This is a genomic window from Anaerotignum faecicola (genome assembly GCF_003865035.1).
GTDB classification, from domain to species: domain Bacteria; phylum Bacillota; class Clostridia; order Lachnospirales; family Anaerotignaceae; genus Anaerotignum_A; species Anaerotignum_A faecicola.
In genome coordinates this window covers 318,322-330,479 of record NZ_BHVZ01000001.1, presented here as the reverse complement: position 1 = coordinate 330,479, position 12,158 = coordinate 318,322, and the positions used below count along the sequence as shown (strand labels likewise).

Here is a 12,158-nt window from a genome sequence, read left to right as displayed (position 1 = left end):
CATGGAAATCATCGTATTCTTGTCCATTGTGATTGCTGTTGTGGCTGTATTGACTTCCATCGTTCTCGTTCGGCGTATAAAAAAACAAATAGCAGAAATGACCGATGCATTGGTTGATGTGAAAAATGGAAATGGCAATCGGCGTATTTTGTCTGCAACAAATGAACTAACAGCCCCTCTTGCCTATGAAATCAATGAGATCGTTGTGGCTTATGAAAGCAGGCTTTCTGCTGTGCGACAGACGGAAGAAACCAACCGCCAGCTTATGACGAGCCTTTCTCACGATGTTCGGACGCCTCTTACCACTCTGATCGGGTATCTTGATGCTGCACACAAAGGTATTGTCACGGGAAAAGACCGGGATGATTATATTGAAACTGCTCGCCGGAAAGCCCACGATCTGAAAGAATATATTGATGTGCTTTTTGACTGGTTCAAGTTAAATTCCAACGAGTTTGCTTTGGAAATCCAGAGCATTGAGGCCGCAGAGTTTACAAGGAATATCCTGATTGACTGGATACCGATTTTTGAGGATAAACAGGTTGATTATGACATTGATATTTCCGAACAGCCTGTCCGGGTAAGATTGGATATAGACAGCTATATGAGAATCATCAATAATCTCATTCAAAATGTCATCGCTCATAGCCATGCGGACAAAATTAAAATCTCCCTATCGAAGAAGGAAAACAGCATGGAGTTGCTGCTGGCAGATAATGGAGTTGGAATTGAGAAAGAAGATTTGAAACACATTTTTGAACGGCTTTATAAGTGCGATAAAGGTCGGTCTGAGAAAGGTAGCGGTCTTGGTCTTTCCATTGTCCATCAACTTGTAGAAAAAATGGGCGGAAGCATAGCTGTTGAAAGTATACCGGGAAAAGGAACTGAATTTTCTTTGCGTTTTCCCTTGGAGATTTAAGCGGGTTCCCGTCCTTGTGACGGGAACTTTTGTTTATTTTGTCGGATTTCAAATTGCAAGGTTAATGCAAGGTTGTGGCAAGGTTAATGCAAGGTTGGCGTGATAGAATACCTTACAGAACAGGAGGTTTTGAATATGGATTCAAATTATATTATTGAAACAAAAAATCTGACAAAGCAATACGGCTCACAAAAGAGTGTGGCGGACTTAAATATCCATGTCAAGCGTGGGAGAATTTATGGTCTGTTGGGTAGAAACGGAGCCGGAAAAACCACAACCATGAAAATGCTGTTGGGGCTAACGAAGCCGACTTCCGGTGAGGTCAAAATCTGGGGAAAGTCTTTGCAGGGAAATGAAAAGAAATTGCTGCCCCGCATTGGAAGTTTGATTGAGTCCCCTGGTTTTTATCCCAATCTGACCGGTACGGAGAATCTGCGTATCTTTGCTACCCTGCGTGGAGTACCAAACAACCATGCCATCAAAGACGCTCTGGATTTAGTCGGACTTCCTTACAAGGATAAAAAGCTGTTTTCGCAATACTCTCTTGGTATGAAGCAGCGGTTGGCGATTGCCCTTGCAGTCATGCACGATCCGGAACTTTTAATTTTGGACGAGCCTATCAACGGGCTTGACCCTATCGGTATTGCAGAAGTACGCTCTTTTATCCGTGAGCTTTGTGACGCAAGAGGAAAAACTATTTTAATCTCCAGTCACATTCTTTCGGAGATTTCCTTGCTGGCTGACGATATTGGAATTATTGACCACGGTGCACTGCTGGAAGAAGAAAGCCTTGCTGAGTTGGAGCAAAAAAGCAGTAAACATATCCGGTTTACGATCTCTGATACTGCACAGGCGGCAAGAATTTTGGAACGCAATTTCCATGAAACCCATTTTTCCATACAAGACGACCACAATCTGCGTCTACACAATATGGAGCTGCCTGTGGGGAAAATTGTAACTGCTTTTGTAGAAAACGGATTGGAGGTATCAGAAGCACATACCTGTGAAGAAAGTCTTGAAGATTACTTCAAGCGTGTGACAGGGGGCGAAGGAATTGCTTAAACTAATCAAATGCGAATTTTTGAAATTGAAACGGAAGAAATTTATTCCGCTGATTATTCTGGCTGCGTTCCTGTTTCCAATCCCGCTGACTTATCTGATGATAACGCCCTCTATGATGGAGCGATATACGGATCGGGCAGATGCTTTCGATGGACTATTTAACATGGTGTTGGGATATGGTATCCAGTTTTTACTGCCCTGCATTATCGGAGTGATTGCCGCCATCCTGTTTTTTATGGAACGCGACAACGATACATTCAAAAATTTGCGTACAATTCCAGTAACCAGCACGCAAATGGTACTTGCAAAGATCATTGTCCTTTTTATCTTTGGAATTGTTTTTTGCGTGGCTTCTACTATTGCAACAATTCTTTGCGGAATTGGAACATTAGAAGTTTATGGAATTGGTTATAAGCTGTTTTTGGCGGTTGAAACGGGGATCTTCATTACAGCAGGAACACTCCCGTTGATTGTCCTTGTTGTCTTTTTCAGTAAGACCTATGTTTTTTCCATTTTGCTGTGTGTCTTTTACAGCGTTCTGAACATGAGTGCTACGGCATTGTTTGACACACTGCCTAAAACCATGTTATGGCTTCTGCCCACGCCACTGACTACATTTTGGAGTGCGGGAGATATGGCGGCTCATGGAATAAAAATGGACTTGGAGCAAATGACAGGGCTAATTCCTTCAACATTTCAAGTTGTATTCATTCTTGGAATCATGGCATTCGTTTCGTTCTTACTGATTGACAGATTATATAAGCAGAGGGGGGAATAAACATGGTTCGCATTGTAAAAACAGAATTTTATAAATTGAAAAGGTATCATATCCTTTGGGCGGGCGTTGCACTCATGCTCCTATCCGTCCTGCTGACCTTGTTTACCTCTATGGCGAATGATGGTTCCGTTTGGGATTTCGCCTATCTTACAGAACAGGTCATCAAAAACAATATGTCCATGATTTTTCCGATGTGTATCAGCCTAATTGCTGGATATATGATTTCTCGTGAGCAGACGGATGACACACTGAAAAATATTCTGACTGTGCCGATTTCTTTTAAGAAGCTGCTGACCGGAAAATTGATTGTGTGCGGCGTATTGTCTATTACTTTCGGGCTGATATGCAGCTTGTTTACAATCATAGCGGAAATGATTGTGGGATTTCCAGGCTTTGAGATTTCCTTAGCTCTAAAAGCAGCCTTGCAGATTACTGCGGTTAATTTCTTTTTATATCTTGCGGTTCTGCCGATTATCGCTCTTACTTGTCGGAGGACAGGTAGCTTTTTAGTCGGTGTAATCATTGCTTTTGTCTATGGATATGGAGGGATGTTTGCCGCAGGAAATATGACATTAGCAAACCTTTATCCGATTACCGCAAGTCTTGGAATGGTAGGCTACCGCAGCTATGATACCGCAGTCAACTGGAATATCGGAAGCTGTTCTTGCAGTCTTGTGCTTGCTGTCGTTATTTCTGCCATCTTGATTTTGTGCATGAAAGAGCGAGAAGCAACCCAAACAAAGAAAAAGGCCAAAAAGGTAGCACCAAAGAAAGGCTGGTGATGATTTTATTAAGAAAATAGTTTTAGCATTGGCATTTGTCCTTTTGGGAAGTTTTATGATTTCTGGCTGTTCAAAAGATGAAATTCTCAATCATTATAATAATATCGTTCAGTCGGCTGGAGTCATAGAGCTTACAGGAAAGTTATCTTTGGAAGGAACAAAAGAAAAAGGGATTGATGATTATACGGGAACTTATACGGCTGATTATGAGAATTTTTCAGATTCAGAGTATTTGTTTGGAGGAACTTCTATAAAGCGAGAAGCTGGTAAGTATTTGTCTATTGATTGCACTTTGGAGGTTGCGGAGGGAACTGCAAAAGTATTTTGGATTTCTGGAGCTGATGAAGTAGTCACTTTGCTTGAAACAACCGGAACTTATAGTGACACAATTACACTTCCTGATGGTGGAAATTATGTCGGCATTGAGTGTGAGGAATTTACTGGAAACATTGAATTGAATATTGAATAATCTTTAGCTGTGTGATGGTAAAAGAAAAATGTCACAGTACGGCAGATTTGTTTTAGTTAAAAGTTTATGCATAAAAATAAAGTAGGTGATTACATGGGAAAATGTTAATACTGACATTTGAAGATAGTGAGGAAGAAATCCTGAATCATATAATATCCTGTGTCAATACGGGAGCAAGAGCATTTCAAGTAATTGAAAATGCAAAAACAAATTTGAGTTTTAATGGATTAGAAATAGATAATATAAATCGTTTGGTAAGAAAGCAGAAACAGGAAATAGATTTGACATTTACAGAATTTGAAATCCTCTATCTGTTAGCCAACAATCTAGGTAGAGTGTTTAGCAAGGAGCAGATTTATGATATTGTCTGGAAGGAATCCTATTCCGGCGATTATAACATCGTCATGAGCCATATCCGTAATCTACGTGAGAAAATAGAAGATAACCCAAGTAAACCGATTTACATACAAACAGTATGGGGAGTTGGGTATCGCTTTAACAAAAATTTAAGCAGTGGTCTGTGAAAATATTCCAGATCACTGCTTATTTTTCCTTTTTAACACCCAAGAGATATTCACAAGATACATGAAAAAATTCTGCAAGAGCAACGACTTCATAATCCGGTACAAAACGTGTTCCTTGTTCGATACGAAGTACGGTAAGGTCACTGAATTCATATCCGGCCAGTTGTAGTTGTTCGGCTAATGCTTTTTGCGACATATGTTTTTCGATTCGTAGGGCTTTTACACGTTGTCCGATAAGGTTCTTGGAATTACTTTCCTGATTCCAGTAAATCTTCATTCAAACACCAACTTTCTAAAGATGAAGTGTTACATGATTGATTTTACGGAATATTATTGATAATATACTTCTAAAGATGAAGTATAAGAGAATAAAGTTGTTGAAAATAATGCAAGGACTGATAATACTGCCTGCAAAATGCAATACTTATATGGAAAGGTGGATACAAAAATGAACGAAGTATTTGAAATGGTGGCAGAGGTATTGGAGGAGCTTCGTAGCGAAGCAGGAGAGCGTGAGTATTCCGTTTGTACGAAAGAAGCGAAAAATGCAGCTAAAGAATTAAAAAAGGCAAATCAGGAATATGAGAAGTTGCTGGCAGAGATTTCAGGAGAACAGAGGGAGCTTTTGGAAAAATATATGGATATTGTGGATCATGCCCATTTTCAAGAAGAACAAAGAGCGTATTATCAGGGAATGATAGATACGATACAGATATTTGAAGGATTGGGAATTTTGAAAAAAAGAAATAAAGTAAAAGAACTGCTTATGCATACTGAAAAATAGTTCAAACGGGGTGGAAGGCTTACAGACAAGCTGACCACCCTGTTTTATCCAGAATTATTCAGAAATAATCCAGAAAAAATAGAAATCTTTCTGCTATTCTGTTTCATGGGTTTTATATGTACGAAGATAGGCTTCCACAAGTGCAAGGATGGTGGTTATCTGATCGGGAGTACATTCTGAAAGATAGATCAACAGCCTTTGGTAATCCAGATTATCGTTCAGAGCCGCTGGATAAAAAAATGGATCGGCAGAGATGTGTAAAGCACGAATGAGCTGTCCGAGTTTTTCAAGACTTGGAACATTGCCATGATTTTCAATCTCTTTAATATATCTTGATGAAACACCGGATTTTTCGGATAGCTCATCATAAGTCAGCTTTTGGTCTAATCTGGCTTTCTTCAGGCGAAAACCCATGTCTTTATCAATTTTCTTAGATTTAGCCATATCATACACCTCCATGTATAGTGTATATTTCACTTTAGAGAAAGAAAATGCACTAATAAATCACTATATTAGAGGGGTATCATGCACTTTTAGAAAAGGTAAGAAACTTTGGATATTGCATATAAAAAAACGCAATGTTCAAAGGCTTTTTTTCGTGTTTTTATCCTTTGAACATGTTTGGGAGAGCTATGTATTCTGAACTGTTGAAAGGATTTTTTGGTGCTAATCAAAGCCAATCCTGCGTAATGCGTGGAAAGGCAGATAAATAAGTTGCATTTTAAGCAATGTAAATAGTTATGCAGTTGAGAGTGCATTATACCCACTCGAGACATGTGGGGAAAATTTAATATCAGATATAAACAACGTCCTATGGGTATCGGCCTGTAAGGGCGTTTTTTATATAAAAAAATATTTTTTAAAAACAGTGTCGGGTGTTCGACGCTGGATATATATCCATTCGTGCTATGGAGTGAAAGGGAGATATTTCACTCTGCTTCAGGTGGTTACGGAAGGAGGTGATCTCTTATGAAGAAATCTTCTTCCGAACAGCAGTCAAGAATAAGGAAACAGTTTGACAGTTTCTGCAAAACCCTGTTGAAGAATGAAATGATAGATTATGAGAGAGAAAGAAATTATCGTTTAAAATATGAAATTTCTTTTTCGGAATTAACGCAGAAGGAACTACGACAACTGGAAATCATGGATGATTACATAGTTGAATCAGAAATGTTCCATGTCTTTGATTATGACATAGAAGTAAAAGATGAGTTGATTGGTGAAGCATTAAAGTCTTTGCCGGAAAAGAAGCGAAATGTAATTTTATTATCTTTTTTTCTGGATATGACAGATACAGAAATTGCAAAATATATGAATCTTGTAAGAAGTACCATTCATCATCATCGTACAAGTTCCCTTATAGCTTTAAAAAAGATTATGGAGGAGATCAGGACTGGAAAAAAGAAATAATACAAAGTTACTACCGTATCATATTATTGTGTCGGCAGCGTCCGGAGATGTGGAAGCAATTAACAGGATTTTGAAACATTATGAAGGTTATATTGCAGTGTTATCAACCAGAAAATTATATGATGAATACGGAAATTTACATTATTGTGTGGATGAAACATTGAGACGCAGACTTGAAACAAAATTGATTACTAAAATACTGAAATTTAAGATTGCATAATTTTTATCTGAACGACTCCCTTTCGTAAATTGATATAAAAAGAGCAATCATTGTACCTTGAAAATTTCATATTTATCCTGCAGGACGAATGAAACAGAGGAGCTATACAGTAGATACGCCAGGACTGTCTGCATTATTGCTTTGCGACATCGTGACGCAAAGTGGAAATGGTATCAAAATGATATGGAAGCAAAGGCATGAGCGATAAATATTTGACTGTGATCAGAAAGTGGGATTTTTGTAGCGAAGATACTGTTTTTGTTAATGATACTTCCGGGAAAGCTGCCCGGTCTGAGAAGATGGTGAAATACCAATGAGGCTGTTACCCGACAGCTACTGCAGGATTTTTTAATAAAAGTAGATGAGAAAGAATAGAGAGGGAAAATGAATAGTGCAAAATTGTTGAGATACAGTATGCAGCTGTCAATGTTGAAACAATTACGCTCGTTAAAACTTATAAGTGAAGCAGAGTATCAGCTGGTAGAGAAAAAGTTAAAAAAAGATTATGGTGTTATTTCTAATATTACCGCTTGACTATCGGAGTGTTGCGTTGTAAGATTATATCAACACTACGGTAGGAACACAAAAAGAAAGGGGCGGTGAAATGGAAGTTGAAATCATTAAGGCGAAGGGTGCTGGTGAGGATACTTCTACGGGAAGAAAGATTGATAGATTAAGAGTTGCCGCATATTGTCGTGTTAGTACTGATGATGAAGATCAGATTAAAAGTTATAATTCAATGGTCAGATATTACACGGACTTGATAAAGAGTAATAAGCAATGGGTTTTTGCAGGAGTTTTTGCTGATAAAGCAATTACAGGCACGAAAACAGATAAAAGAGAAGAATTCCAATTACTGATTCAGGAATGCCTTTCTGGTAATATTGATTTAGTGATTGCCAAAAGTATTCCTAGATTTGCACGAAATACATTAGATACATTAAAATATGTAAGAATGTTAAGAGAGAGAAATATAGCGGTATATTTTGAAGTCGAAAAAATTAATACCTTAAAAGATGGAGAATTTTTACTGACTATTTTAAGTTCTGTTGCACAGCAGGAAGTGGAAAATACATCTGCATATGTAAAAAAAGGTTTGAAAATGAAGATGAAACGTGGAGAACTTGTTGGTTTTCAGGGATGCCTTGGATATGATTACGATGTAGTAACAAAGTCGCTGTCTATTAACGAAGAAGGTGCGGAAACGGTCAGATACATATTTGACAGATATGTTGCAGGTGCTGGAAGTACGATGATTGCAAGGGAACTGAATGAACAGGGGATTCCAACTATTAAAGGGAATCCGTGGACTTCTTCCAGTGTAATGGGAATTATTAATAATGAAAAATACAAAGGTGATATTTTATTAGGAAAAACCTTTACCGTAGATCCGATATCAAAAAGAAGGCTGGAAAATCTTGGAGAAGAAGATCGGTTTTATATCAAAAATCATCATGAACCGATTATATCAGAAGAAAAATTTGCAAGAGCTCAGGAGATACGGGAACGCCGTAATGGAGGACGCAAAAAGGGAGTAGCACCTGGAAAACGAGAAAAATTCAGTAGACAATATGCTTTTAGTTGTATGCTTGAATGTGGATTTTGCGGTGCGAATTTATCAAGGAGAAGGTGGCATAGCAGTTCGAAATATACAAAAACTATTTGGCAATGTGTAGAATCAACAAAACATGGTAAAAGGTTTTGTCCAGATAGTAAAGGAATTCCAGAGCAGGTTATAGAAGATGCTTTTATTGAATCTTACCGTATGTTATGTACAGATCATAAAGATGTGTTGGAAGAATTTATTAAGAGAGTCGAGAAAACTTTATCAGAGGACTCGATAGAAGATAAAATTGAAAAACTCAATAGAAGTGTTTATAATATTCAATATAAGAGAAAAAAGTTGCTGGAAAACTATTTAGAGGGTGTTGTGGCTAAAGACATTTATGAGGAAACAGATGTGGGGTATGAAAAGAAATTGTCTGAAGCAAAAACACAGTTAAGTATGTTGGAACAACAATATGACAATGAAGGCAGCTTGCAAAGAAGACTGGCAGATTTTAGAAAAGCATTGTCAAAAAATCAGATTTTAGAAGAATTTGACAGAGGAATATTTGAAAGTATCATCGAAAAAGTTATTGTCGGTGGTTACGATGAAAATGGAGAGAAAGATCCCTATAAAATCATTTTCGTATATAAAACAGGATTCAAAAATGAAATTGGAAACGCAAAAGAACGATTTGGGAAGAAATCAAAAGCAGTAGAAAAAGCGAAAGAAATGTGTTCCCATATCGTAGACGAGGTAAAGGATGTGTGTTCCTATGTTAGTGACAACACATGTGGAGACTATCTGTTTGCTGTCAAAGGTGAACCCTAATAAATAATATGTAGCAAACAAAGAACTTTCTTTGCTTGACGCTTTACCTTTTTGCGCGTATCATGAGGAAAACGAAAGAAGAAGGAGATTCAGATGAAACGGTTAGAACGGGTATATTGCAGGGCATTTCAAGGTGTATTTCGTGCGGCATTGCCGTTCATGCCCTACAGAGAACCGAAAATTTTACATAGCATTGTCCAAATTCCCGATGTATTGCAGGAACGGAACATTTCTAAGGTGCTTCTGGTGACGGATGAAAGTATTCGTGGACTTGGCTTGACAAAGCACTTAGAGGAGGAGCTGCGGCGGCGAAGCATCTTCTGCGCGGTTTATGACAAAGTGGTAGCAAACCCGACGATTCAGAATATTGAGCAGGCGCGTGCGGTATATCTGAAAAGCGGTGCGCAGGCAATGATTGCCTTTGGCGGCGGCTCTGTGATGGACTGCGCGAAGGTAACGGGAGCAAGAATTGTGAAGCCGAGGAAGCCTGTTTATAAAATGAAGGGTTTATTGCGGATATGCAAGCCTTTGCCGCTATTGATTGCGGTGCCGACAACGGCAGGAACAGGCAGTGAAACCACATTGGCGGCGGTCATTACGGACAGCGGCACGAAGCACAAATATCCCATCAATGATTTTTCCCTGATTCCGCAATATGCCGTTTTGGATTATCATGTGACGTTGGGACTGCCGAAGGGCATTACCGCAACGACGGGCATGGATGCGCTGACGCATGCCGTAGAAGCGTATATCGGCGGCAGCACGACGAAGCAGACGCGCTTTATGGCAGAGCATGCGGTGCGCCTGATTTATGAAAATCTGCGGAAGGCTTATGAGGATGGGCAGAATAAAAAGGCGAGAGCGTATATGTTGGAGGCGGCATACTGCGCAGGGATTGCGTTTTCGCGATCCTATGTGGGCTATGTCCATGCAATCGCACATTCCCTTGGCGGACAATACGGCGTGGCACATGGGCTTGCAAACGCTGTTATTTTGCCGTATTTCTTAGAGGAATACGGAGATGCCTGTGTGCCGCAGCTGGCGAAGCTGGCGCGCTGTGTCGGGATGGTGCCGAAGCATACGAGTGACCGCAGGGCGGCGGCCTCCTTTATCCTCTGGGTAAAGGAAATGAACCGCTACATGCAGATTCCCGAAACAATCAAGGAAATCCGCAGGGAGGATATTCCTGCGTTATCGAAGCATGCCGCGGCGGAGGGCAATCCGCTTTATCCTGTGCCGGTGCTGATGGATGCGAAGGAGCTGGCAGGGATGTATGAAAAAATCATGGAGAAGGGAGCGAGATAAGATGCAGAAAAAGCTGGAAAAGCAACGGGCGTTTTTTCGCAGCGGAAGAACCATTCCGCTTGCCTTCCGAAAAAAGGCATTGAAACGCTTAGGAAGAGCCATTCGCCAACACGAAAAGGAAATCTACGCAGCACTGCGCGAGGATTTGAATAAATCCAAAACAGAGACGTTTATGTGTGAGGTGGGGATGACTCTGGCAGAATTATCCTATATGCTGAAGCACCTGGAGGGCTGGGCGAAAAAGAAATATGTCCGCAGTCCATTGGCGCAGTTTTCTGCTACAAGCTTTACGGTGAAGGAGCCGTATGGCGTGGCACTTATCATGTCCCCTTGGAATTACCCCTTCATGCTGACGATGGAGCCGCTGATTGGGGCGATTGCGGCAGGCAACTGTGCGGTGGTCAAGCCTTCTGCTTATGCGCCTGCAACCTCTGCGGTGATACGGAGGATTTTACGGGCGTGCTTCCCGGAGGAATATATATTTGTGGTGGACGGTGGCAGAGCAGAAAATCAGGCACTCCTAGACCAGAGGTTTGATTATATCTTCTTTACCGGCGGTGTGACGGTTGGCAAAGAGGTGATGGCGAAGGCAGCGAAGCACCTGACCCCTGTGACGTTGGAGCTGGGCGGCAAAAGCCCCTGTGTGGTTGACCGTACCGCAAAGCTGGAGCTGGCGGCAAAGCGGATTGCGTTCGGCAAGCTGTTAAACTGCGGACAGACTTGTGTTGCACCGGATTATATTCTGGTGGAAAGAAGCGTCAAGGATGAATTTCTTGTTTATCTGAAAAAATGGATTGTGCGGATGTACGGTGCGGATGCAACGGAAAATGACGCGTATGTGAAGATGATTAACCAAAAGCATTTTGACCGCGTGACGGGCTTGATTGACCCTGAAAAGGTGGTATTCGGCGGTGGCTGGAATGAAAGAACGATGCAGATTCAGCCAACCATTCTGGATGATGTGACGGCTGAGGATGCCGTGATGCAGGAAGAAATCTTTGGGCCGATTTTCCCGATTCTGCCTGTGGACAGCATGGCGGAGGCAGAGGAATTTATCCGTAAAAGAGAAAAGCCATTGGCGTTGTATCTTTTTACGCAAAATAAGGCCCTTGCGGAGCGATTCCTCAGATATGTGCCCTTTGGCGGCGGCTGCATCAACGATACGATTATCCATCTGGCAACAAGCAGAATGGGCTTTGGTGGTGTTGGCGGCAGCGGCATGGGCAGCTATCACGGAAAGAAAAGCTTTGAAACCTTTAGCCATGAAAAGAGTATTGTAAATAAGCATACATGGATGGATCTGCCTGTCAGATATGCGCCGTATCATAGGATACAGAGGCTGCTACTGCGGCTGTTCCTGCGATAAATAAAAAAAGAACCGAAGGGTGCGCCCAGATAAGAAACCTTGCATTCTGAAATGCTGAAAGCTACGGCTACTGCGTCAGTTCCCCTTGACAGCCTAAGTCAAAGGATGCCTGCGGGAAACTTCCTTGTATCCGCAGGCTTTCAGCTATTTCATTTTCTTCAT

The 12,158-nt window shown here is 40.8% G+C and carries 15 protein-coding genes; 13 read left to right on the top strand and 2 right to left on the bottom strand.

The features are described 5' to 3' along the window. Position 1: 1 nt before the first annotated feature. The 6 genes from EJE48_RS01540 (at position 2) to EJE48_RS01515 (ending at position 4,534) form a co-directional block, all read left to right on the top strand. Entirely contained in the window at positions 2-919 is a 918-nt protein-coding gene (locus EJE48_RS01540; protein WP_002594770.1) for a sensor histidine kinase, read from the top strand. Between the two features lie 135 nt (positions 920-1,054). Further along, positions 1,055-1,981: an ABC transporter ATP-binding protein gene (locus EJE48_RS01535; RefSeq protein ID WP_015524607.1), complete on the top strand. Its 927-nt coding sequence runs from the start codon at positions 1,055-1,057 to the stop codon at positions 1,979-1,981. Beyond that, positions 1,974-2,759, top strand: coding sequence for an ABC transporter permease (locus EJE48_RS01530; RefSeq protein ID WP_117844631.1), 786 nt, complete (start codon positions 1,974-1,976; stop codon positions 2,757-2,759). Before EJE48_RS01535 ends, EJE48_RS01530 begins: the two co-directional genes overlap by 8 nt. A 2-nt stretch (positions 2,760-2,761) precedes the next feature. Next, positions 2,762-3,541 (top strand): ABC transporter permease, encoded by a 780-nt coding sequence (locus EJE48_RS01525; RefSeq protein WP_117844629.1) that lies wholly within the window; start codon positions 2,762-2,764, stop codon positions 3,539-3,541. 7 nt (positions 3,542-3,548) lie between these two features. Next, complete coding sequence (locus EJE48_RS01520) at positions 3,549-4,010, top strand: hypothetical protein (RefSeq protein ID WP_118741656.1); 462 nt, start codon at positions 3,549-3,551, stop codon at positions 4,008-4,010. A 101-nt stretch (positions 4,011-4,111) separates the two neighbouring features. Next, a complete protein-coding gene (locus EJE48_RS01515) occupies positions 4,112-4,534 on the top strand; it encodes a winged helix-turn-helix domain-containing protein (RefSeq protein ID WP_002594765.1) in 423 nt (140 codons plus the stop codon). 19 nt (positions 4,535-4,553) lie between these two features. Here EJE48_RS01515 and EJE48_RS01510 read toward each other — a convergent pair whose 3' ends face one another. Continuing rightward, on the bottom strand, positions 4,554-4,811 hold the full coding sequence (locus tag EJE48_RS01510) for a helix-turn-helix domain-containing protein (RefSeq protein WP_038292687.1): 258 nt from the start codon (positions 4,809-4,811) through the stop codon (positions 4,554-4,556). Positions 4,812-4,982: 171 nt separating this feature from the next. Between EJE48_RS01510 and EJE48_RS01505 the strand changes: the two genes are divergently transcribed. Then, entirely contained in the window at positions 4,983-5,318 is a 336-nt protein-coding gene (locus EJE48_RS01505) for a hypothetical protein (protein ID WP_002594764.1), read from the top strand. A gap of 93 nt (positions 5,319-5,411) precedes the next feature. Here the strand turns inward: EJE48_RS01505 and EJE48_RS01500 are convergent, their stop codons facing one another. Next, entirely contained in the window at positions 5,412-5,762 is a 351-nt protein-coding gene (locus tag EJE48_RS01500) for a helix-turn-helix domain-containing protein (RefSeq protein WP_002594763.1), read from the bottom strand. Between the two features lie 525 nt (positions 5,763-6,287). Between EJE48_RS01500 and EJE48_RS01495 the strand changes: the two genes are divergently transcribed. The 6 genes from EJE48_RS01495 to EJE48_RS01470 all read left to right on the top strand — a co-directional run bounded on the left by EJE48_RS01495 (position 6,288) and on the right by EJE48_RS01470 (position 11,996). Next, the gene (locus tag EJE48_RS01495) at positions 6,288-6,728 is read left to right on the top strand and encodes a sigma factor-like helix-turn-helix DNA-binding protein (protein WP_002594762.1); all 441 of its coding nucleotides are present in this window, start codon (positions 6,288-6,290) and stop codon (positions 6,726-6,728) included. Beyond that, on the top strand, positions 6,712-6,948 hold the full coding sequence (locus tag EJE48_RS01490) for a helix-turn-helix domain-containing protein (RefSeq protein ID WP_038292684.1): 237 nt from the start codon (positions 6,712-6,714) through the stop codon (positions 6,946-6,948). Before EJE48_RS01495 ends, EJE48_RS01490 begins: the two co-directional genes overlap by 17 nt. 384 nt (positions 6,949-7,332) lie before the next feature. Next, complete coding sequence (locus EJE48_RS12490) at positions 7,333-7,482, top strand: SHOCT domain-containing protein (protein ID WP_004613393.1); 150 nt, start codon at positions 7,333-7,335, stop codon at positions 7,480-7,482. Positions 7,483-7,552: 70 nt separating this feature from the next. Further along, entirely contained in the window at positions 7,553-9,325 is a 1,773-nt protein-coding gene (locus EJE48_RS01480) for a recombinase family protein (protein ID WP_124984229.1), read from the top strand. A 93-nt stretch (positions 9,326-9,418) separates the two neighbouring features. Beyond that, positions 9,419-10,630, top strand: coding sequence for an iron-containing alcohol dehydrogenase (locus EJE48_RS01475; RefSeq protein WP_016407763.1), 1,212 nt, complete (start codon positions 9,419-9,421; stop codon positions 10,628-10,630). Then, positions 10,599-11,996: an aldehyde dehydrogenase gene (locus tag EJE48_RS01470; protein ID WP_330548461.1), complete on the top strand. Its 1,398-nt coding sequence runs from the start codon at positions 10,599-10,601 to the stop codon at positions 11,994-11,996. The genes EJE48_RS01475 and EJE48_RS01470 overlap by 32 nt, the downstream gene beginning before the upstream one ends. Positions 11,997-12,158 lie beyond the last annotated feature (162 nt).